Annotated in this window: 23 protein-coding genes; 16 read left to right on the top strand and 7 right to left on the bottom strand. The window is 73.6% G+C overall.

Going from position 1 to position 21,183, the window contains the following annotated elements; translation table 11 throughout:
• Positions 1-22 precede the first annotated feature (22 nt).
• Positions 23-877, top strand: a complete 855-nt coding sequence (truA, locus tag R2E43_RS14870) for a tRNA pseudouridine(38-40) synthase TruA (RefSeq protein ID WP_003974242.1) — start codon at positions 23-25, stop codon at positions 875-877.
• A gap of 19 nt (positions 878-896) precedes the next feature.
• On the opposite strand, the gene R2E43_RS14865 is transcribed toward truA, so the two are convergent.
• Positions 897-1,805, bottom strand: a complete 909-nt coding sequence (locus tag R2E43_RS14865) for a hypothetical protein (RefSeq protein WP_003974241.1) — start codon at positions 1,803-1,805, stop codon at positions 897-899.
• 74 nt (positions 1,806-1,879) lie between these two features.
• Here R2E43_RS14865 and R2E43_RS14860 point away from each other — a divergent pair, with 74 nt between their 5' ends.
• From R2E43_RS14860 to glmM, 4 genes are all read left to right on the top strand, one after another.
• The gene (locus R2E43_RS14860) at positions 1,880-3,085 is read left to right on the top strand and encodes a glycosyltransferase family 87 protein (protein ID WP_332056275.1); all 1,206 of its coding nucleotides are present in this window, start codon (positions 1,880-1,882) and stop codon (positions 3,083-3,085) included.
• 207 nt (positions 3,086-3,292) lie between these two features.
• Positions 3,293-3,736 carry a 50S ribosomal protein L13 gene (rplM, locus tag R2E43_RS14855; RefSeq protein WP_003974239.1) on the top strand — a complete coding sequence of 148 codons (444 nt, stop codon included), beginning with the start codon at positions 3,293-3,295 and terminating at the stop codon, positions 3,734-3,736.
• Between the two features lie 42 nt (positions 3,737-3,778).
• Positions 3,779-4,291, top strand: a complete 513-nt coding sequence (rpsI, locus tag R2E43_RS14850) for a 30S ribosomal protein S9 (RefSeq protein ID WP_003974238.1) — start codon at positions 3,779-3,781, stop codon at positions 4,289-4,291.
• A 224-nt stretch (positions 4,292-4,515) separates the two neighbouring features.
• Positions 4,516-5,874, top strand: coding sequence for a phosphoglucosamine mutase (gene glmM, locus R2E43_RS14845; RefSeq protein WP_003974237.1), 1,359 nt, complete (start codon positions 4,516-4,518; stop codon positions 5,872-5,874).
• A 127-nt stretch (positions 5,875-6,001) separates the two neighbouring features.
• Here the strand turns inward: glmM and R2E43_RS14840 are convergent, their stop codons facing one another.
• Both R2E43_RS14840 and coaA read right to left on the bottom strand, forming a co-directional pair.
• A complete protein-coding gene (locus tag R2E43_RS14840) occupies positions 6,002-6,949 on the bottom strand; it encodes a DUF389 domain-containing protein (RefSeq protein ID WP_030867628.1) in 948 nt (315 codons plus the stop codon).
• A gap of 60 nt (positions 6,950-7,009) precedes the next feature.
• Entirely contained in the window at positions 7,010-7,999 is a 990-nt protein-coding gene (gene coaA / locus R2E43_RS14835; protein WP_003974235.1) for a type I pantothenate kinase, read from the bottom strand.
• Positions 8,000-8,258: 259 nt separating this feature from the next.
• Here coaA and R2E43_RS14830 point away from each other — a divergent pair, with 259 nt between their 5' ends.
• Positions 8,259-9,065, top strand: a complete 807-nt coding sequence (locus R2E43_RS14830) for a hypothetical protein (protein WP_003974234.1) — start codon at positions 8,259-8,261, stop codon at positions 9,063-9,065.
• A 110-nt stretch (positions 9,066-9,175) separates the two neighbouring features.
• A complete protein-coding gene (gene glmS / locus R2E43_RS14825) occupies positions 9,176-11,023 on the top strand; it encodes a glutamine--fructose-6-phosphate transaminase (isomerizing) (RefSeq protein ID WP_136207485.1) in 1,848 nt (615 codons plus the stop codon).
• A 29-nt stretch (positions 11,024-11,052) separates the two neighbouring features.
• On the opposite strand, the gene R2E43_RS14820 is transcribed toward glmS, so the two are convergent.
• Positions 11,053-11,610, bottom strand: coding sequence for an ASCH domain-containing protein (locus tag R2E43_RS14820; RefSeq protein ID WP_136207484.1), 558 nt, complete (start codon positions 11,608-11,610; stop codon positions 11,053-11,055).
• Between the two features lie 45 nt (positions 11,611-11,655).
• Positions 11,656-13,113 carry an NAD(P)H-hydrate dehydratase gene (locus R2E43_RS14815; protein WP_193486599.1) on the bottom strand — a complete coding sequence of 486 codons (1,458 nt, stop codon included), beginning with the start codon at positions 13,111-13,113 and terminating at the stop codon, positions 11,656-11,658.
• 79 nt (positions 13,114-13,192) lie between these two features.
• Between R2E43_RS14815 and R2E43_RS14810 the strand changes: the two genes are divergently transcribed.
• Positions 13,193-13,801, top strand: coding sequence for a helix-turn-helix domain-containing protein (locus R2E43_RS14810; protein ID WP_016327055.1), 609 nt, complete (start codon positions 13,193-13,195; stop codon positions 13,799-13,801).
• A 27-nt stretch (positions 13,802-13,828) separates the two neighbouring features.
• Here the strand turns inward: R2E43_RS14810 and R2E43_RS14805 are convergent, their stop codons facing one another.
• Positions 13,829-14,200 (bottom strand): holo-ACP synthase, encoded by a 372-nt coding sequence (locus R2E43_RS14805; RefSeq protein ID WP_003974229.1) that lies wholly within the window; start codon positions 14,198-14,200, stop codon positions 13,829-13,831.
• A 135-nt stretch (positions 14,201-14,335) separates the two neighbouring features.
• Between R2E43_RS14805 and alr the strand changes: the two genes are divergently transcribed.
• The 4 genes from alr (at position 14,336) to R2E43_RS14785 (ending at position 17,828) form a co-directional block, all read left to right on the top strand.
• Positions 14,336-15,511 (top strand): alanine racemase, encoded by a 1,176-nt coding sequence (alr, locus tag R2E43_RS14800; RefSeq protein ID WP_011029835.1) that lies wholly within the window; start codon positions 14,336-14,338, stop codon positions 15,509-15,511.
• A 160-nt stretch (positions 15,512-15,671) separates the two neighbouring features.
• On the top strand, positions 15,672-16,928 hold the full coding sequence (locus R2E43_RS14795) for an alpha/beta fold hydrolase (RefSeq protein ID WP_016327056.1): 1,257 nt from the start codon (positions 15,672-15,674) through the stop codon (positions 16,926-16,928).
• Positions 16,897-17,445 (top strand): tRNA (adenosine(37)-N6)-threonylcarbamoyltransferase complex ATPase subunit type 1 TsaE, encoded by a 549-nt coding sequence (tsaE, locus tag R2E43_RS14790; protein WP_030867617.1) that lies wholly within the window; start codon positions 16,897-16,899, stop codon positions 17,443-17,445. Before R2E43_RS14795 ends, tsaE begins: the two co-directional genes overlap by 32 nt.
• 146 nt (positions 17,446-17,591) lie before the next feature.
• A complete protein-coding gene (locus R2E43_RS14785) occupies positions 17,592-17,828 on the top strand; it encodes a hypothetical protein (RefSeq protein ID WP_332056274.1) in 237 nt (78 codons plus the stop codon).
• Between the two features lie 35 nt (positions 17,829-17,863).
• On the opposite strand, the gene R2E43_RS14780 is transcribed toward R2E43_RS14785, so the two are convergent.
• The gene (locus tag R2E43_RS14780; RefSeq protein WP_003974224.1) at positions 17,864-18,418 is read right to left on the bottom strand and encodes a hypothetical protein; all 555 of its coding nucleotides are present in this window, start codon (positions 18,416-18,418) and stop codon (positions 17,864-17,866) included.
• A 193-nt stretch (positions 18,419-18,611) separates the two neighbouring features.
• On the opposite strand from R2E43_RS14780, the gene tsaB reads away from it, so the two are divergent.
• From tsaB to R2E43_RS14760, 4 genes are read left to right on the top strand one after another with little or no spacing between them, the layout of a single operon-like run.
• Positions 18,612-19,265, top strand: a complete 654-nt coding sequence (gene tsaB / locus R2E43_RS14775) for a tRNA (adenosine(37)-N6)-threonylcarbamoyltransferase complex dimerization subunit type 1 TsaB (protein WP_332056273.1) — start codon at positions 18,612-18,614, stop codon at positions 19,263-19,265.
• Positions 19,262-19,795, top strand: a complete 534-nt coding sequence (gene rimI, locus R2E43_RS14770; protein WP_011029840.1) for a ribosomal protein S18-alanine N-acetyltransferase — start codon at positions 19,262-19,264, stop codon at positions 19,793-19,795. Before tsaB ends, rimI begins: the two co-directional genes overlap by 4 nt.
• Positions 19,788-20,912 carry a tRNA (adenosine(37)-N6)-threonylcarbamoyltransferase complex transferase subunit TsaD gene (gene tsaD, locus R2E43_RS14765; protein WP_011029841.1) on the top strand — a complete coding sequence of 375 codons (1,125 nt, stop codon included), beginning with the start codon at positions 19,788-19,790 and terminating at the stop codon, positions 20,910-20,912. Before rimI ends, tsaD begins: the two co-directional genes overlap by 8 nt.
• Positions 20,909-21,181 carry a hypothetical protein gene (locus R2E43_RS14760; RefSeq protein WP_011029842.1) on the top strand — a complete coding sequence of 91 codons (273 nt, stop codon included), beginning with the start codon at positions 20,909-20,911 and terminating at the stop codon, positions 21,179-21,181. Before tsaD ends, R2E43_RS14760 begins: the two co-directional genes overlap by 4 nt.
• Positions 21,182-21,183: the final 2 nt, after the last annotated feature.

The raw sequence follows: 21,183 nt of genomic DNA, 5'->3' as shown, positions 1-21,183 counted from the left end.
CCTTTGCTGAGAGGATCTCTGGGTGAGTGACGAAGTTGAGGCCGGGTTCGTGCGGGTGCGGCTGGATCTCTCCTACGACGGGAGCGAGTTCTCCGGGTGGGCCAAACAGGCCGGGGGGCGGCGGACCGTCCAGGGGGAGATCGAGGACGCGTTGCGGACGGTCACCCGGTCGCGGGAGACGTACGAGCTGACCGTGGCGGGGCGGACCGACGCCGGGGTGCACGCCCGGGGGCAGGTCGCCCATGTCGACCTGCCGCGCGAGGTGTGGGCCGAGCACCACGTGAAGCTGCTCAAGCGGCTCGCGGGGCGGCTGCCCAGGGACGTGCGGGTCTGGGCGCTCAGGGAGGCGCCCAGCGGCTTCAACGCGCGGTTCTCGGCGGTCTGGCGGCGCTACGCCTACCGGGTCACCGACAACCCGGGCGGCGTCGACCCGCTGCTGCGCGGGCACGTGCTGTGGCACGACTGGCCGCTCGACGTCGATGCCATGAACGCGGCCGCCCGGGGGCTGCTGGGCGAGCACGACTTCGCCGCCTACTGCAAGAAGCGGGAGGGGGCGACCACCATCCGTACGTTGCAGGAGCTGAGTCTCGTGCGGGGTGAGGACGGGATCGTCACCGCCACCGTGCGGGCCGACGCCTTCTGCCACAACATGGTGCGCTCGCTGATCGGGGCGCTGCTGTTCGTCGGCGACGGGCACCGCGGGCCCGAGTGGCCGGCCAAGGTGCTCGCCGCGGGCGTACGGGACTCGGCCGTGCACGTCGTACGGCCGCACGGGCTGACCCTTGAGGAGGTCGGCTACCCGGCCGACGAGCTGCTGGCCGCCCGGAACAAGGAGGCGCGCAACAAGCGGTCGCTGCCGGGAGCCGGCTGCTGCTGACGGGGCGGGCGGTGGGCCGTCAGCCCGCCTCCGCCGCCGCCGACGCCTGGGCCTCACCGCGCCGGCGGATCTGCCGGAAGGCGAACTCGGCCAGGTCGTCACCGGCCCGGAAGACGCCGGTGGACTTCTCCGTGACGTCCTTGGCGCCGGTGAAGCCGGCGACCGTGAAGTAGGCGTAACGGCCGTAGGAGTTGGTCGTGGAGCGGCAGACGGCGCCGGTGCAGAAGGACTTGACGCCGCCGCCGGACAGGGAGCGCACGATGCTCTTCTTGTCGGCGTCCTTCTTGGCCTTCGCGGCCTGCGCCTCGGTGTCGAAGACGGCCACGCCGACCGTCACGGCGGTGTCGCCCTGGGTGTAGGTGACGCGGATCAGGCGCGTGCACCGGTTGGCGTCGAGGACCTTCGGCAGGGTGCCCTGGGCGGCGGAGCCGCAGGTGCGGGTGTCGGCCGTCGGGCCCTTCTTGTAGACCGTCTCGCCCATGGTCAGCTGGGTCCCGGGGAAGAGCAGGTCCGGGCTGAGCGGGGCCTTGTCCTTCTTGACGCTGGAGACGAAGTCCTTCGGGTCCAGCGGCGGCGGGGCGCTGGTCGGGGCGAAGGACGGCTCGGTGGCCGTCGCGCTGGGTATCTCCGCGGTCGTGGGGAGCTGGGAGGAACCGCCGTCGGACGCCTGGTCGGAGCCGTTCGCCGAGACCACGGCCACCGCGACGGCACCGGCTATCGCCACGGTGGCCAGCGCGCCGCCGCCGATGAAGAACAGCCGGCGCCGCTTGGCACGGGCCTCGGAGGCCTCGGCGAGGGCAGCCCAGTCCGGCGTGTCGTCACTGTTCCCGCTGTTCCAGGGCTGCTGCGACGGCGGCTGCTGCGGCTGCTGCGATTGCGGTGTCCAGGGATCCCACTGCGACTGAGGTCCCCCCTGCCCAAAGCTCATGGGCGGCATCTTAGACGGGCCTGTGGGCGTGCTGGTGCCGGGACTTGGGGCCCGCAGGGCCTAGCGTTCCGTGCATGCGGACGGGCAAAAGCGACATCTCCGGGTGGTTGGTGCGGCCGGCGGGACGGCATCCGTGGGCGGTGCTCGCGACGGTGCTGGCGGCGTCCGCCGCCCACGCGGCACGGACGACCTCGGACGGCGGGATGGACAACGCGATCGTCGTGCGGGCCGCCCGCACCTGGCTGGCCGGTGGCTCCCCGTACGACGACCCGCACTTCCTGTACCTGCCGAGCGCCGTCCTGGCCGCCGTCCCGCAGGCGCTGCTGCCCGGGGCCGTGCTGCGGGTCCTGGTGCCCTGCGCGGTGACCGTCCTGCTGGCGCTGGCCTGGGCCTGCGCGCTGCGCCTGCACCGGGTGCCGCTGGGCAGCAGGCTCGCGGTCCTCGGGCTGACCGGGCTCGCGCTGGGCTTCGCGCCGTTCGGGCACCTGGTGCGGCTCGGCAACTGGACGGTGACCGCGACGGTGGCGCTGCCGCTGGCGCTGCTGCTGGCGAGCCGGGGGCGCTGGACGGGGGCGGGGGTCGTCATCGGGGCGGCCGTGGCGCTCAAGCCGCTGCTCGCGCCCGTCGTCCTGCTCTTCCTCTTCGCCGGGCGGTGGCGGGCGCTGGCCGCGGCCGTCCTGGTGCCCGCGCTGGCCTCCGCCGCGGCGGCGCTGGCGATGCCCGACCCGGCGGGCTTCTTCACCCGCACCCTGCCCTTCCTGCTGCACGGCGAGGACGGCTTCGTACGGCTCTACGAGGCCTCCCCGGCGGCCGTACTGCCCCGGCTCGGGGTGCCGCCGGCGCTCGCGCAGGGGCTCGCGGTGGCGGCGGCCTCGGCCGGGGTGCTCTGCGCGTACCGGCGCTGGCGCCGTGCCGACCCGGGTCCGCTGCGGCTCGCCGAGACCGGCGCGGGACTGATGCTCTCGGCGTTCCTCGTCTCCCGGCCGTCCTACGACCACTACCTCCTGGTCGCCCTGCCGCTGCTGCTCGCCGGGCTGCCGTACGCCGGGTCGGTGGCCCGCGGGGCGTGGTTCTGGATCGCCCTGGTGCCCCAGGCACCCGGGCTGACCTGGCCCTGGCTGGAGGGGGAGCGGCGGCGTGCCTTCCGGGACGCGTTCACGCTGTGCGTCCTCGCGGTGTCGGTCGCCCGGCAGGCCCGGACCGGTCCGACGGGCGCCGGAGAGCGGGTGCCCCCGGGCCGTGCGCCGGAGCCGGAGCACGCCCCGGCGGCCCCGTTTTGACCCGGCCGCCGGGGCCCGGGTATTCTGCACAGTCGTATGTGTATTGGCTTGCTCATTCTCACGTGAGGGGCCCTTACACCGGTCCACCGGGACCGATGACCAGCGACCTGCACGCGGTATGCGTCACCGCGGTGCGGTCAGGGCTGTCGTGATCGTCTTCGGTGACCATGTCAGGACCACTCACTGAAGAAGCGAAGGCTACGAACCGTGCGTACGTACAGCCCCAAGCCCGGCGATGTGACGCGCCAGTGGCACGTCATCGACGCCCAGGACGTCGTCCTGGGTCGTCTGGCCACCACTGCGGCCTCCATCCTGCGCGGCAAGCACAAGCCGATCTACGCGCCCCACGTCGACACCGGTGACTTCGTCATCATCATCAACGCCGACAAGGTGCACCTCTCCGGCAACAAGCGGACCCAGAAGATGGCGTACCGCCACTCCGGCTACCCGGGCGGTCTGCGCTCCGTGCGCTACGACGAGCTCCTGGACAAGAACCCGGAGAAGGCCGTCGAGAAGGCCATCAAGGGCATGCTCCCGAAGAACTCCCTGGGCCGTCAGATGCTCTCGAAGCTGAAGGTCTACAAGGGTGACCAGCACCCGCACGGCGCGCAGCAGCCGCAGCCGTTCGAGATCACCCAGGTCGCGCAGTAGTTCCGGCCACCCTTTAAGACTGAAGAGAATCTGAGGAGCATCGTGGCCGAGACCACTCCCGAGCAGCCGCTCGAAGAGATCGACATCGACAGCTACACCACCGAGTCCGAGGTGCCCGTCGAGGGCGAGTACACCTCGGAGTCCATGGCCTCCGCGTTCGGCGAGCCGCAGCCGGCCGCCGGCCTGGGCCGTCGCAAGAACGCCATCGCCCGCGTTCGGATCGTCCCGGGCACCGGCAAGTGGAAGGTCAACGGGCGCACGCTCGAGGACTACTTCCCGAACAAGGTGCACCAGCAGGAAGTCAACGAGCCCTTCAAGGTGCTCGAGCTGGACAACCGCTACGACGTCATCGCCCGCATCTCCGGCGGCGGCGTCTCCGGTCAGGCCGGTGCGCTCCGTCTCGGTGTCGCCCGCGCGCTGAACGAGGCCGACGTGGACAACAACCGCGGCGCGCTCAAGAAGGCCGGTTACCTCAAGCGTGACGACCGTGCGGTCGAGCGCAAGAAGGCCGGTCTGAAGAAGGCCCGCAAGGCCCCGCAGTACAGCAAGCGCTAAGTCGTACCGGCTGGTACAGGCTGTACTCCGAACGCCCCGGCGGCACGCCACTGTGCTGCCGGGGCATTCGTTTATCCCTGCCGTTGGGCGTATAACGGCACAAGACGTTCTAAGGCTTATGTGATCGATGGCCGGGCGCTGTGTGCCCGAGTCTTCGGGAGCCGACTGCGTGGGCCGACTCATCGGCAGCCGCTTCCGGAATTGACGTTTCCTCAGGAGGACAAGTGGGACGACTCTTCGGCACGGACGGCGTGCGCGGCGTCGCCAACGCGGATCTGACGGCCGAGCTGGCGCTGGGCCTCTCCGTCGCCGCGGCGCACGTACTGGCCGAGGCGGGTACCTTCGCCGGGCACCGGGCGACCGCGGTGGTCGGCCGGGACCCACGTGCCTCCGGGGAGTTCCTGGAGGCCGCGGTGGTCGCGGGCCTCGCCAGCGCCGGTGTGGACGTGCTGCGGGTCGGCGTCCTGCCGACGCCCGCGGTGGCCCACCTCACCGGCGCGCTCGGCGCCGACCTCGGCGTGATGCTGTCCGCCAGCCACAACGCCATGCCCGACAACGGCATCAAGTTCTTCGCCCGCGGCGGCCACAAGCTCGCCGACGAGCTGGAGGACCGCATCGAGTCCGTCTACGCCGACCACCGCACCGGCGCCCCCTGGGACCGCCCGACCGGCTCCGGCGTCGGCCGCGTCCGGGACTACGACGAGGGGCTCGACCAGTACGTCGCCCACCTCGTCGGTGTCCTCCCGAACCGTCTCGACGGACTGAAGATCGTCCTCGACGAGGCGCACGGCGCGGCCTCCCGGGTCTCGCCGGAGGCGTTCGCGCGGGCCGGTGCCGAACTGGTCACCATCGGCGCGGTGCCCGACGGCCTCAACATCAACGACGGCTGCGGCTCCACCCACCTCGACCTGCTCAAGGCCGCCGTCGTCGAGCACGGCGCCGACCTGGGCATCGCCCACGACGGCGACGCGGACCGCTGCCTGGCCGTGGACCACACCGGTGCGGAGGTCGACGGCGACCAGATCCTCGCCGTGCTCGCGCTCGCGATGCGGGAGCGGGAGGCGCTGCGCTCGGACACCGTCGTCGCGACCGTCATGTCCAACCTGGGCTTCAAGCTCGCCATGGAGCGCGAGGGCATCCGGTTCGTGCAGACCGGGGTCGGCGACCGGTACGTCCTGGAGGAGATGAAGGAGCACGGCTACGCCCTCGGCGGCGAGCAGTCCGGCCACGTCATCATCCTCGACCACGCCACCACGGGTGACGGCACGCTGACCGGCCTGATGCTGGCGGCGCGGGTCGCGCAGACCGGGCGTACGCTGCGGGACCTCGCGTCCGTGATGGAGCGGCTGCCGCAGGTGCTGGTCAATGTGCCGGACGTGGACAAGTCGCGGGTGACGAGCTCCGCCGAGCTGGCGACCGCCGTGGCCGAGGCCGAGCGGGAGTTGGGGAGCACCGGGCGGGTGCTGCTGCGTCCCTCGGGGACCGAGCCGCTGGTGCGGGTGATGGTGGAGGCCGCGGACATCGAGCAGGCCCGGTCCGTGGCGGGGCGGTTGGCCGATTCGGTGAAGTCCGCGCTCGGTTAGTTCTCGACGCCGGGCGTGTGGTGGGGGTTCTGTGTGGTGCGGGCCGCGGGCTCGGAGTGGCTTGTCGCGCAGTTCCCCGCTCCCCTTGGGGCGTCGGCCCGGCCCGGCGCTCCGGGGTGGCCGTTCGTCAGGAGTTCTCCGGCTTCGTCAGCCGTGAGCGCTGGGTCGCCCACAACGCCTTCTGCGCCAGCAGGGTCAGGGTCCCGGCGACCACGATGCCTGCCAGGTTGAGCAGGAGTTGTTCGGTGGAGCCCACCGTCTGGTTGGTGTCGCCGAAGCTCAGGGCGACGGCGGCGTTCGCGGCCGCCGGGACCGTGGTGACGGAGATGGCGACGCCCACCAGGGCGCCGGACTTCGCCGAGGTGAGGGACAGCGTGCCCGCGATGCCGGCCAGGACCGCCACCACGAAGGAGAAGGCGTCGGGGGCGTAGACGAAGCCGGTGTTGGGGCGCTCGCCCTCCAGCTTGCCCTCGCTGAACTGGCCGAACTCGGTCATGATCCAGCTGAAGCCCACCGTCACCGCCATCGCCACGGCGAAGCCCACCAGCAGGGCGGTCGCCGAGCGCAGGGCGAGCCGCGGGGCCCGCTGGACGATCGCCGTGCAGATCCCGGCCAGCGGGCCGAACTCCGGGCCGACCGCCATCGCGCCCACGATCAGGACCGCGTTGTCGAGGACGACACCGCAGGCCGCGATCATCGTGGCGAGCGTGATGAAGGCGACGTAGGTGATGGAGAGCGTCGACTCCTCGTGCGTCGCCTCCTCCAACTGCTCCCACAGCACGGCGTCCGCGGGCTCGCCGGGGGCGTCCCGCTCCGCCTGGTCGGCGCGCTCGGACAGCGACAGGTCGATGTTCTCGGCGGTGATGGCGCCGCACCTGTCGATGCCCAACCCCCGCAGGCCGTTGATGAGTTCGTCACCGGCCTCGCGGGCCACGTCGCACATGACGACGTCGCCCTCGGGTTCCCGGGCGGCGCCCGGCAGGACGACGAGATGGGTGGTGCCGACCGTACGGTCGATCAGGCGGACCACCTCGTCGGTGCGGTCGGCCGGGGTGATCAGGCGCAGATGCAGCATCCGGTATTTCTATCGCGTCGCCGACCCCGCTCGTCCCGCTCGTCCCGCACACCGCCCGCCTCAGAGCTTGCGCAGGCTCAGGCGCTGGACCTTGTGGTCGGGGCCCTTGCGCAGCACCAGGGTGGCCCGGCCCCGGGTGGGGGCCACGTTCTCCACCAGGTTGGGCTTGTTGATGGTGCGCCAGGTGGTGCGGGCGTAGTCGAGGGCCTCCTCCTCGGACACCTGCGTGTACTTGCGGAAGTACGAGGAGGGGTTCTGGAAGGCGGTCGCGCGCAGCTTGCGGAAGCGGTTGAGGTACCAGCGCTCGATGTCCTCGGTGCGCGCGTCGACGTACACGCTGAAGTCGAAGTAGTCGGCGAGTCCGACCCTGGTGCGGCCGTCCTTGCCGGGGAGCGCGGGCTGGAGCACGTTGAGGCCCTCGACGATCAGGATGTCGGGGCGGCGGACGACGAGCCGCTGGTCCGGGACGATGTCGTAGATGAGGTGGGAGTAGACGGGGGCGGTCACCTCCGCCTTGCCCGCCTTGATGTCGGCGACGAACCGGGTGAGCGCCCGGCGGTCGTACGACTCGGGGAAACCTTTCCGCGACATCAGGCCGCGCGCCTCCAGCTCCCGTGTCGGCAGCAGGAAGCCGTCGGTGGTGACCAGCTCCACGCGCGGGTGCTCGGGCCAGCGGGACAGCAGCGCCTGGAGCAGGCGGGCGACGGTGGACTTGCCGACCGCGACCGAGCCGGCGACCCCTATGACGAAGGGGGTGCCGGACTGGGAGCCCTGTTCGCCGAGGAAGGTGTTCAGTGCGCCGCGCAGGCCGTCGGTGGCGCCGACGTAGAGGTTGAGGAGCCGGGAGAGCGGGAGGTAGATGTCCCGCACCTCGTCGAGGTCGATGACGTCGCCGAGGCCGCGCAGCTTCTCGACCTCCTCGGCGGTCAGCGGCAGCGGCGTCTTGTCGCGCAGCGCGCTCCACTCGGGACGGGTGAGGTCGACGTAGGGAGTCGCCTCCGGCCGCTGCCGGTGGGCGCTCCGGGGAATCGAGGGGACCGGAGAGATCACAGTCCATTGTTAACGGAGGACGAACGGGGCGGCAGGTGGGCTGTGTCACGTCGGCCGGTCCGCCGCGGCCCGTCGGGCTCCGGCGGAGCCCGGCGAGATCACGGTCGGATCTCGGATGGCCGATTATCGATCATACGTGCGAATGCCTAGGTATGGTGCGGGCAAAGTCGGCCGGATCTCATCACCGGCCCCGATGCGACTCGACGGATTCCGACGCGAGTCGACATCCCCCGAAGCGAACCGACGAAAGAGTGCCGCCGTGAGTTCGACCGCTGTCCGCCGTACCGCCCTCGTGGCCTCCGCCGCCGCCCTGACCCTGCTCGCCACCGCCTGCGGCGGGTCGTCCGACGACGACGGCGCGGCCGGGGAGGAGACGGCCAAGACGGAGCAGTCCGCCCCGGCGGGGGGTGCCGAAGAGTCCGCGCCGGCGGGCAAGGCGCTGACCGCCGCCGAACTGGAGAAGGTCGCCCTGGCCCAGGCCGACGTCAAGAACGGCAAGGTCGCCACCGAACTGTCGGCGGACGACCAGGTGGCCAAGGACCAGATCTCGGCGGACAACAAGGCCTGCCTGCCGCTCGTCTACGTCCAGGGCGCGGTGGCCCAGGGCGAGCCGGCGGCGGACGTGCAGCGCTCCTGGCAGGGACAGACGGAGGCGCCCTCCGAGAGCAAGGGCCCGGACGGCCAGGACATGACCGACATCGACGTGAACGAGATCCTGCTGAACGTCGCCTCCTACGAGGACGGCGGCGCCGAGCAGGCCGTGGCGGGTCTGAAGGCGGCCGTCGAGAAGTGCGCGGGCGGCTTCGTCGCCACCGTGGGCAGCGACAAGATGCAGGTCACCGAGGTGAGCGGGGCGGAAGCCCCCAAGGGCGGGGACGAGGGGCTCACCGTCAACATCGGTGTGGCCACCGGCGGGGACAGCAGCGGCCTCATGAAGCTCGTCGTGGTCCGCAAGGGCGCCACCCTCGCCACCTTCGGCGCCGTGAACCTCTCCTCGATGATGACCGGCGCGGAATTCGAGGTCCCCGCCGAGGTCGTCGACGCGCAGGTCGCCAAGCTCGGCTGACGTCCGGCCCGCGGACGGCGTTCGTACCCCGGTGGGAATTTCCGATATCGGGCACAGGATGCCCGCTCTGCGGCCGCCGCGCGGCCGTTCCTGCTCGTAGGCTGCCGCTTATGTGCGGAATCGTGGGATACGTAGGGCCTCAGTCGGCACTCGATGTCGTGATGGCCGGACTGAAGCGGCTCGAATACCGGGGATACGACTCGGCGGGCGTCGCCGTGCTCGCGGACGGCGGCCTCGCCACCGCCAAGCGGGCCGGCAAGCTCGTCAACCTCGACAAGGAACTGTCCGAACACCCGCTGCCGGCCGCCGCCACCGGCATCGGCCACACCCGCTGGGCCACCCACGGCGGCCCCACCGACGCCAACGCCCACCCGCACCTCGACAACGCGGGCCGGGTGGCCGTCGTCCACAACGGCATCATCGAGAACTTCGCGCCGCTGCGGGCCGAGCTGGCGGAGCGCGGCCACGAACTGCCCTCCGAGACCGACACCGAGGTCGTCGCCCACCTGCTCGCCGAGGAGTACTCGGCCTGCGCCGACCTCGCCGAGGCGATGCGGCTGGTGTGCGGCCGCCTGGAGGGCGCGTTCACCCTGGTCGCGGTGCACGCGGACGCGCCGGACGTGGTGGTGGGCGCGCGCCGCAACTCGCCGCTCGTGGTGGGGGTGGGGGAGGGCGAGTACTTCCTCGCCTCGGACGTCGCGGCCTTCATCGCCCACACCCGGGACGCCGTCGAGCTGGGCCAGGACCAGGTCGTCGAACTGCGCCGGGACGGCGTGCGGGTCACCGGCTTCGACGGCTCCCCGGCTGACGTCCGCTCCTACCACGTCGACTGGGACGCCTCGGCCGCCGAGAAGTGCGGCTACGCCTCCTTCATGCTCAAGGAGATCGCCGAGCAGCCGAAGGCCGTCGCCGACACCCTCCTCGGCCGCATCGACGGCTCCGGCACGCTGAGCCTGGACGAGGTGCGCATCCCGCCGGGGGTGCTCCGGGAGGTCGACAAGGTCGTCGTCGTCGCCTGCGGTACGGCCTTCCACGCCGGGCTGATCGCCAAGTACGCCATCGAGCACTGGACGCGGATCCCCTGCGAGGTGGAGCTGGCCAGCGAGTTCCGCTACCGCGACCCGATCCTCGACCAGCAGACCCTGGTCGTCGCGATCTCCCAGTCCGGCGAGACCATGGACACCCTCATGGCCCTGCGCCACGCCCGTGAGCAGGGCGCCAGGGTCCTCGCGATCTGCAACACCAACGGCTCGACCATCCCCCGCGAGTCCGACGCCGTGCTCTACACCCACGCGGGCCCCGAGGTCGCCGTCGCCTCCACCAAGGCCTTCCTCACCCAGCTCGTGGCCTGCTACCTGGTCGCCCTCTACCTGGGCCAGGTGCGCGGCACGAAGTACGGCGACGAGATCGGCGACGTCGTCCGCGACCTGTCCGGCATCTCCGGCGCGGTCGAACGGGTCCTGGGGACCATGGACCCGGTGCGCGAACTGGCCCGCTCCCTCGCCCACAAGAACACGGTGCTCTTCCTCGGCCGGCACGTCGGCCACCCCGTCGCCCTCGAAGGCGCCCTCAAGCTCAAGGAGCTGGCGTACATGCACGCCGAGGGCTTCGCGGCGGGCGAGCTGAAGCACGGGCCGATCGCGCTGATCGAGGAGGACCTGCCGGTCGTGGTGGTGGTGCCGTCCCCGCGCGGGCGCTCGGTCCTGCACGACAAGATCGTGTCCAACATCCAGGAGATCCGCGCCCGCGGCGCCCGCACCATCGTCATCGCCGAGGAGGGCGACGAGGCGGTCGTCCCCTACGCCGACCACCTCGTCCGGATCCCGGTCACCCCGACGCTGCTGCAACCCCTGGTGGCCACGGTGCCGTTGCAGGTCTTCGCCTGCGAACTGGCCACGGCCCGCGGCAACGAGGTCGACCAGCCGCGGAACCTGGCGAAGTCGGTGACGGTGGAGTAGGACTGCCCGGCGCGCCCGGCGGCGGTTCCTCAGCCGCCGGGCGCGGGCAGCAGGGTGACGACCCGGAAGCGTTCCAGGACCACCGGTGTCGCGTCGTCCACCGTGAAGCCCGGGTCGCCGAGCGCCGCGCGCATCTCCGCGCCGTGCCAGAACCGTTCGTGGCCCGCCCGCCACCCGGCCACGCTCGTGTCCCCCTCGCCCTCGTCGACCGCGTGGGCGAGGTCCACCTCGGCCAGCGGGACTACGCGCACCTCCGTCACCTCGATGACGGCGACGGGGCGTTCGCGCGAGTCGACGACCACCTCGCGGCGTCCGGCCTCCGGCAGCGGTTCGCCCTCGTGCTCGTAGTCGGCGACGAGCCCGGTCGTGGAGGTCTTCGAGCCGTCCAGGACCGCCGCGACGAGCCGGTCGCGCAGGGGCCCGGGGAAGCCGAACTCGGCCCTGGGGAGCGAGCCGAGGCCGGGGACGGGCGGGGCGGGGACGGGCGGGGACGGGGAGGAAGAGGGCGGGGAGGAAGAGGGCGGGGAGGAAGGGTGCGGGGAGGGAGGGGGCGGGGAGGGAGGGGGCGGGTCCGGTTCGAGGGCCATGCGATCACCGTACCGGCGAGCGAGGCCCGCGCCCGGAGTCCCGGTTCAGTCCCCGCGCACGTCCCGCCAGGCCCGCGGAATCGCCGCCGCCACGTCGTGCGCCCCCGCCGGGGCCCCCTCCGCCGCGAAGCGGCCCGCCAGACCGTGCAGGTACGCGCCGACGCTCCCCGCGTCCACCGCCGACAGGCCCGCCGCCAGCAACGACCCCGCCAGGCCGGACAGCACGTCCCCGCTCCCGGCCGTGGCGAGCCACGACGTCCCCGTCGCGTTGACCCGGACGGGACCGCCCTTGGCACGGGCCACCAGCGTCGTCGAGCCCTTCAGCAGCACCGTCGCCCCGTACCGCGCCGCCAGTTCGCGCACCGAGTCCAGCCGGGCCGCCTCGACCTCCTCCCGGCCCACCCCGAGCAGCGCCGCCGCCTCCCCGGCGTGCGGGGTCATCAGCGTCGGTGCCGTGCGCGCCCGTACCGCGTCCGCGTCGGCCAGCCGCAGGCCGTCCGCGTCGATCAGCACCGGTACCTCCGCGGCCAGCACCTGAGCCACCGTCGCCGCGTCGTCACCGGCACCCGGTCCGACCACCCACGCCTGCACCCGCCCGGCCCGCTTCGGCCCCTGGTCGGACACGAGCGTCTCCGGGAAGCGGGCGATCACCGCGTCCCCCGCCGGACCGACGTACCGCACCGCCCCGGCCCCGCCCCGCAGCGCGCCCGCGACGGCGAGTACGGCCGCGCCGGGGTAGCGGGCCGACCCGGCGGCGATGCCCACCACTCCGCGCCGGTACTTGTCGCTCTCGCCCGCCGGGACCGGCAGCAGGCGGGCCACGTCCGGGTGCTGCAACGCCTCCAGCTCGGCCGCCTCGCCGGGCAGCGGCAGACCGATGTCCACCAGCCGCACCGACCCCGCGTACTCCCGCGCCGGATCGATCAGCAGCCCCGGCTTGTGCGTCCCGAACGTCACCGTCAGGTCGGCCCTGACCACGTCCCCCCGCACCCGGCCCGTGTCCGCCTCGACCCCGCTCGGCAGGTCGACGGCGACGACGGCGGCCCGGGACCGCGCGGCCGCGTCCGCCAGCGGAACGGCCTCCTTGCGCAGCCCGCCGCTGCCGCCGATCCCGACGATGCCGTCGAGGACCAGATCGGCCCGCGCGATCAACTCCTCGGCGGAACCGGCGGCCCCGCCCTCCGCGACCCGTCCGCCCGCGCGCCGCAGCGCCGTCAGACCGCCGCCGTGCGCCCGGTCCGGCGCGAGCAGCACCGCCGTCACGCCCGCGCCCCGCCGGGCCAGCCGCGCGCCCGCGTACAGGGCGTCGCCGCCGTTGTCGCCGCTGCCGACCAGCAGCACCACCCGGCTGCCGTAGACCCGCCCGGCCACCCGGGCCAGCACCTGGGCGCAGGCGGCGGCCAGCCCGGCCGCGGCCCGTTGCATCAGCGCCCCCTCCGGCAGCCGTGCCATCAGTTCCCGCTCGGCGTTCCTGACCGTTTCCACGCTGTACGCAGTCCGCATGCCGTCGAGTCTTCCCCGTACGCCGGGAACACGCACGGCCCGCCGCTCCCCGGAATCCGCGATGGGGGACAGTGGTCCCATGAGCGGCGGCGACGACGAGACGGCACAGGTGATGACCTCGCTCGGGGCCCGCCTGCGCGCCATCCGGCAGGCCCGCGGGCTCACGCTGGCCCAGCTCGCCGCGGCCACCGGCATCTCCGTGAGCACCCTGTCCCGGCTGGAGTCGGGACAGCGCGAGCCGGGGCTGCGGCACCTGCTGCCGCTGGCCCGCGCGCACCGGCTGCCCCTGGACGAACTCGTCGGCTCGCGCACCGGCGACCCCCGCGTCCATCCCCGCCCCTTCACCCGGCACGGACAGACCTGGGTCCCGCTCACCCGGAACCCCAACGACGGCCTGCACGCCTACAAGCAGATCCTCCCCGCCCCGGCCACCCCGCGCACCGAGTGGACACCGCGCCCGGAACAGGGGTCGCACGAGGGCCACGAGTGGCTCTACGTGCTCTCCGGCCGTCTGCTCCTCGCCCTCGGCGAGCACGATCTGGTCCTGACGGCCGGGGAGACGGCGGAGTTCGACACCCGCGTCCCGCACGGCATCGCGAACGCCGGGGACCAGCCCGTCGAGTGGATCGCCCTGTACGGCGCGCAGGGCGAACGCATGCACATCCGGGTCCGGCCGACCGCCGGCTGACCCCCGGGGGCCAGGACCTGTCCGGCCCTATCCCTCCGCGATCACCACCGCCGACGCGATCCCCGCGTCGTGGCTCAGCGACACGTGCCACGACGCCACGCCCAGCTCCGCCGCCCGCGCCGCCACCGTCCCCGTGACCCGCAGCCGCGGCCGCCCGCCGGCCTCGACCCACACCTCGGCGTCCGTCCACAACAGCCCCGCCGGTGCGCCCAGCGCCTTGGCCAGCGCCTCCTTCGCCGCGAACCGGGCGGCGAGCGAGGCCACGCCCCGGCGCTCCCCGCCGGGCAGCAGCAACTCGCTCTCCAGGAACAGCCGCCCCGCCAGGGCCGGTGTGCGCTCCAGCGCTGCTCCGAACCGCTCGACCTCGGCCACGTCGATCCCGACCCCGATGATGCTCATGCCGGAAACCCTAGCCACAGCCACAGCCACAGCGACGGGCCACGGCCACAGTCCACGGCCAGAGCCGCAGGCCACAGCCACTGCCGGGCGCCGTGCGGCCGGGGCGGCCGGGTGCTCTGAGAGACTGGGGGCACGATGAGCGAGACAACTGCTCGGCGGGACGCGGACGCGGTACTGCGCGCCCGGGCCGAGATCGACCTGGCCGCCCTGCGGGCCAACGTACGCGCACTGCGCGAACGGGCCCCCGGGGCGGCTCTCATGGCCGTCGTCAAGGCGGACGCCTACGGCCACGGCGCGATCCCCTGCGCCCGTGCGGCCGTCGCGGCCGGTGCGACCTGGCTCGGCACCGCCACCCCGCAGGAGGCCCTCGCCCTGCGCGCGGCGGAGCCAGGCCTGCCGGACGACGTACGGATCATGTGCTGGCTGTGGACGCCCGGCGGGCCCTGGCGGGAGGCGGTCGAGGCCCGTCTCGACGTGTCCGTCAGCGCGATGTGGGCCATGGAGGAGGTCACCGGGGCGGCCCGGGCGGCCGGGGTGCCCGCGCGCGTGCAGCTCAAGGCCGACACCGGGCTCGGGCGGGGCGGCTGCCAGCCCGGCGCGGACTGGGAGCGGCTGGTCGGGGCCGCGCTGCGGGCCGAGGAGGAGGGGCTGCTGAGGGTCACCGGGCTCTGGTCCCACTTCGCCTGCGCCGACGAGCCCGGCCACCCCTCCATCGCCGCCCAGCTCACCCGTTTCCGGGAGATGACGGCCTACGCCGAGCAGCGGGGCCTGCGTCCCGAGGTGCGGCACATCGCCAACTCGCCGGCCACCCTCACCCTCCCCGACGCCCACTTCGACCTCGTCCGGCCCGGCATCGCGATGTACGGCGTCTCACCGAGCCCCGAGATCGGCACCCCGGCCGACTTCGGGCTGCGCCCCGTGATGACGCTGGCCGCCTCGCTGGCCCTGGTCAAGCAGGTCCCCGGCGGCCACGGCGTCAGCTACGGGCACCACTACACCACCCCCGGCGAGACCACCCTCGGCCTCGTCCCGCTCGGCTACGCGGACGGCATCCCCCGGCACGCCTCCTCCAGCGGCCCCGTGCTGGTCGACGGCAAGTGGCGCACGGTCGCGGGGCGGATCGCGATGGACCAGTTCGTCGTCGACCTGGGCGGGGACCGGCCCGAGCCGGGCGCCGAGGCGGTGCTGTTCGGACCGGGCGACCGCGGCGAGCCCACCGCCGAGGACTGGGCCCAGGCGGCGGGCACCATCGCGTACGAGATCGTCACCCGGATCGGAAGCCGGGTCCCGCGCGTCTACGTCAACGAATGACGCTCAGCGAATGACGGTCGGCGAACGGACGGATGACGGTCGGCGCATGGCGGCCGACGAGTGACGCCCCCGTCGGCGGCGTGACGCGCGGGGGCCGCGCGTTCAGGTGAATCAGTGGCCGGCGGGCGTCCGCACGGCCCGGCGAAGAGGAGCGGTGCACGTGAGCGAGAGCAACGCGGAGGCCGTCGCGGCGGCCGTCGCCTCCGCCACGGAGGCCGCCACCGAGGCCGCCGCCGGCGGCTGGCGCCGGGCGACCGGCATCGCCGGGGTCGCGATAGGCGTGGTCGCGGCGGGCGCCGCGGCCGGCGTGGCGATAGAACGGCTCACCGTCGGCCGCGGGATGCGCCAGAAGGCCCGCCTCGCCCTCGACTCGACGGGCCCCTACGGCGGACTGCGCGGCACGCCCGGCAAGGCGTACGCCGAGGACGGCACCGAGCTGTACTACGAGGTCGACGACCTCGACCCGGAGGCCGGGGCCGACCCCGCCCCGCGCCGCAGGCGGCTGTTCGGCCGCAAGGCGCCCGCACCCGTCACCGTCGTCTTCAGCCACGGCTACTGCCTCAACCAGGACTCCTGGCACTTCCAGCGGGCGGCCCTCAGGGGCGTCGTCCGCTCCGTCTACTGGGACCAGCGCAGCCACGGCCGGTCCGGGCGGGGCGTGGCCCAGACGCGGGACGACCGGCCGGTCAGCATCGAGGAACTGGGCCGCGACCTCAAGGCCGTCATCGACGCGGCCGCGCCCGAGGGCCCGATCGTGCTGGTCGGCCACTCCATGGGCGGCATGACCGTGATGGCGCTGGCCGACGCCTTTCCGGACCTGGTCCGCGAGCGCGTCGTCGGCGTCGCTCTCGTCGGCACGTCGTCGGGGCGGCTCGGCGAGGTCAACTTCGGGCTGCCGGTGGCCGGGGTCAACGCGGTGCGGCGGGTGCTGCCGGGCGTGCTCAGGGCGCTGGGGCAGCGGGCCGAGCTGGTGGAGCGGGGGCGGCGGGCGACGGCGGACCTGTTCGCCGGGATCATCAAGCGGTACTCGTTCGCCTCCCGGGACGTCGACCCGGCCGTGGCCCGGTTCGCCGAGCGGATGATCGAGTCGACGCCGATCGACGTCGTCGCCGAGTACTACCCGGCCTTCAACGACCACGACAAGACCGAGGCCCTCGCCCACTTCGCGGGCCTTCCGGTCCTGGTCCTGGCCGGGGTGCGGGACCTGGTGACGCCGAGCGAGCACAGCGAGGCGATCGCCGACCTGCTGCCGGACGCCGAGCTGGTGCTGGTCCCCGACGCGGGGCACCTGGTGATGCTGGAGCACCCGGAGCTGGTCACCGACCGCCTCGCCGACCTGCTCGCCCGCGCGGGCGCCGTGCCGGCAGCGACTACCGTGGACGGTTATGGAAGCACCAGCAGCACAGGGCCCGGCTGAGTCGTCCGGACGCCCCGGAGCCTCAGGGCCCGCCGCCGACGTCGAGATCACCGTCACCTCGCCCGAGCAGATGCGGGAACTGGGCCGCAGGCTCGCCAAGCTGCTGCGCGCCGGTGACCTGGTGATGCTCAGCGGGGAGCTGGGCGCGGGCAAGACGACGCTGACCCGCGGTCTCGGCGAGGGGCTCGGCGTGCGGGGCGCCGTGACCTCCCCGACCTTCGTGATCGCCCGCGTGCACCCCTCGCTCGGTGACGGACCGCCGCTCGTCCACGTGGACGCCTACCGGCTCTCCGGCGGCCTCGACGAGATGGAGGACCTCGACCTCGACGTGTCCCTGTCCGACTCGGTGATCGTGGTCGAGTGGGGCGAGGGCAAGGTCGAGGAGCTGACCGAGGACCGGCTGCGGCTCCGGATCGACCGGGCCGTCGGCGACACCGCGGACGAGGTGCGGCACGTGACGGTGACCGGCCTGGGCGAGCGGTGGGCCACGGCCGACGTGAGCGTCCTCGCCGGCTGAACCGCCCCGGAGCGGTCCGCCCGCCGGATTTTCCGACAAAGCGTCGGCAAAAGATTGCGTTCCGGGTCTTGCGCGTGGTCACATGGTACTCGGCTCGTAGTTAGGCATGCCTTACTGCGCCCGCCCCCGAGCTTCAGGAGGCGTCCATGTCGTCCGTGTCCCAGGCCCAGCCGCAGGGCCGCCCGCGCCACCTGCCGCCCGCGCCCGCCGGGGTGTCGATGCGCGACCTGCTCGCCTCCTGCGCCGCCGCGAGGGCGGTCTCGACGCCGCCCCGCGCCCCCGAGCCGGAGGCCCGCGGTCCGGTCCGCGACCAGCAGGGCCGGCAGGACCGGCAGAGCCAGCAGGGCCAGCAGGGCCGGCAGAGCCACCGCGAGGCCGCCTGACGCCCGCGGGCAGCCGCACCTGCCGCGCGGCGTCGTCAGGGGACGACGACGACCTGCCGTCCGATCGTCGCGAACTTCCACATCGCGTCGCCGTCCGCGCGCGACTCGCGGATGCCGCCGGTGGGCCGGTCCGGGTCGGGCGCGGCCGTCGAGCCGTCGACCGCCGCGCTGAACCCGATGGCCACGCCCTGGGCGCCGGTGAAGCGCACCACGTGCTCGACCGGGATGCCGTCGGACCCGGTGATCCGGTTGGACCGGGAGGTGACCGTGTAGGCGCCCGGCGCCGGATCGACCGTGCTGGGCGTGACCTCGAAGGTGCGCCGCACCCTGTTCCCCGGGCCGACCAGCCACACGCGGTCGTCGTCCACCGAGTACACCACCCGTTCACCCTGTCCGGACATGGCCGGCAGCGCGTCCGGATGCCGCCGGTCGCGCGGTGCCTTGGCGGCGCCCGGGGCGGGGCTGGTGGTCGCGTGGGTCCGGTCGAGGCCGGCGGGGACGCTGTCGGAGGCCTGGTGGGCCAGGACGCCGATGGTCACGAGGGCCGCCGTGGTGAGGCCGGTGACGATACCGGCGCTTCTGCTTGCCACTGGCGACCACCTCGTCGTCGTACGCGTGCGTCCTGCGGGTGCGTCCTGCGCGCCGCGCCCCGGGCGACGGTAGCAGTACGTGAGCGGGTGAACGCGTTGTGCGACACGGGGCGGCCGTGCCGGGCCCGGCGGGTGTCCCCGGGTTGTCCACAGGGCGTCCGACGCGGGCCCCGCGGCGCCGTAGGCTGTTTGCGTGCTCTTGCTCGCTCTGGATACCGCCACGCCCGCCGTGACCGTCGCGCTGCACGACGGTACGGACGTCATCGCCTCGTCGAGCCAGGTCGACGCGCGCCGGCACGGTGAGCTGCTGCTGCCCGCCGTGGACCGGGTGCTCGCGGAGGCCGGGCTGCGGCTCGACGCCGTCACCGCCGTCGTCGCCGGCATCGGCCCCGGCCCGTACACCGGGCTGCGGGTCGGCCTGATGACCGCGGACGCCTTCGGGCTCGCGCTCGGCGTGCCCGTGCACGGCGTGTGCACACTGGACGGTCTCGCGTTCGCCGCCGACCTGGAGGGCCCCTTCGTGGTGGCGACCGACGCCCGCCGCAAGGAGGTCTACTGGGCGCGGTACGCCGACTCCCGCACCCGGCTCACCGGCCCGGCCGTGGACCGGCCCGCCGACATCGCCGGGCAGGTGGCCGGGCTCCCGGCCGTCGGCGCGGGCGCGCTGCTCTACCCGGACACCTTCCCCCGGGCCCACGAGCCGGAGCACGTGTCCGCCGCCGCGCTGGCCCGGCTGGCCGCCGAGAAGCTGGCGGCGGGGGAGGAGCTGCCCGCGCCCCGGCCGCTGTACCTGCGCCGGCCCGACGCCCAGGTCCCCAAGAACTACAAGGTGGTCACCCCGAAGTGACCGAGCCAGCCACCGCCGAGTCCGCACCCGCCGCGCTGCGCGAGATGCGCTGGTGGGACATCGACCCCGTGCTCCGCATGGAGCGCGAGCTGTTCCCCGAGGACGCCTGGTCGCGGGGGATGTTCTGGTCCGAGCTGGCGCACGCGCGCGGGCCCGGGGCGACCCGGCGCTACCTGGTCGCCGAGGAGGACGGCCACGTCGTCGGCTACGCGGGCCTGGTCACCTCCGGCGAGCAGGCCGACGTGCAGACCATCGCCGTCGCCCGCGACCACTGGGGCACCGGTCTCGGCGCGCGGCTGCTGACCGAGCTGCTGCGCGCGGCGACCGACTTCGAGTGCACCGAGGTGCTGCTCGAGTGCCGGGTGGACAACACCCGCGCCCAGCGGCTGTACGAGCGCTTCGGCTTCGAACCCATCGGCTTCAGACGCGGCTACTACCAGCCGGGGAACGTGGACGCCCTGGTGATGCGCCTGACCGACCCGTCCACCTCCGTACCGGGAACCGAACGAGGAACCGAGAACCATGGCTGACTCACGCGACGAGCCTCTCGTCCTGGGGATCGAGACCTCCTGCGACGAGACCGGCGTCGGTGTCGTGCGCGGCACCACCCTGCTGGCCGACGCCGTCGCGTCCAGCGTCGACGAGCACGCCCGCTTCGGCGGCGTCGTGCCGGAGGTGGCCAGCCGCGCCCACCTGGAGGCGATGGTGCCGACCATCGACCGCGCCCTCAAGGAGGCGGGGGTGAGCGCCCGCGACCTCGACGGCATCGCCGTCACCGCGGGACCCGGCCTCGCGGGTGCCCTGCTGGTCGGCGTCTCGGCGGCCAAGGCGTACGCCTACGCGCTGGGCAAGCCGCTCTACGGCGTGAACCACCTCGCCTCGCACATCTGCGTCGACCAGCTCGAACACGGCGCGCTGCCCGAGCCGACGATGGCGCTGCTGGTCTCGGGCGGGCACTCCTCGCTGCTCCTGTCCACGGACATCACCTCGGACGTCCGCCCGCTCGGCGCCACCATCGACGACGCGGCCGGTGAGGCCTTCGACAAGATCGCCCGCGTGCTGAACCTGGGCTTCCCCGGCGGCCCGGTCATCGACCGGTACGCGCGCGAGGGCGACCCGAATGCCATCGCCTTCCCGCGCGGTCTGACCGGTCCGCGCGACGCGGCGTACGACTTCTCCTTCTCCGGCCTGAAGACGGCCGTGGCCCGCTGGATCGAGGCGAAGCGGGCGGCGGGGGAGGAGGTGCCGGTGCGTGACGTGTCGGCCTCCTTCCAGGAGGCGGTCGTGGACGTGCTGACCCGCAAGGCGGTGCGGGCCTGCAAGGACGAGGGCGTCGACCACCTGATGATCGGCGGCGGCGTGGCCGCCAACTCGCGGCTGCGGGCACTGGCCCAGGAGCGTTGCGAGGCGGCCGGGATCCGGCTGCGGGTGCCGCGCCCCAAGCTGTGCACGGACAACGGCGCGATGGTCGCCGCCCTCGGCGCCGAGATGGTCGCCCGGAACCGGGCCGCCTCCGACTGGGACCTCTCCGCGGACTCCTCCCTGCCGGTGACGGAGCCGCACGTGCCGGGACAGGGCCACCCGCACGGTCACCCGCACGGCCACGACCACGTGCACGAGGTCAGCAAGGAGAACCTCTACTCGTGACCGTCGCGCTGATGTGGGAGGCGCGGGCCGTGCCCGGCCGGGGCGGGGAGCTGCTGGCCTGGGCCCGGCGGCAGGAGCTGCCCCGGCGGCCGCTGCGCCGGGAGACCCTGCGCGCCCCGCAGGACCGCGTCCTCGTCATCACCTGGTGGGACGCCGGGTACGACGCCGCACTCCCGGAACTGCCCGAACCGGACGGGAATCTGGTGACGCGGGCGGTGCACCGCTGGCGGTTCGAGTCGGTCGAGGACGACGACCTGCGGGGCGAATGATT

Source organism: Streptomyces violaceoruber (assembly GCF_033406955.1).
In the GTDB taxonomy this organism is placed as follows: domain Bacteria; phylum Actinomycetota; class Actinomycetes; order Streptomycetales; family Streptomycetaceae; genus Streptomyces; species Streptomyces violaceoruber.
This window is presented reverse-complemented; position numbering and strand designations above follow the sequence as displayed.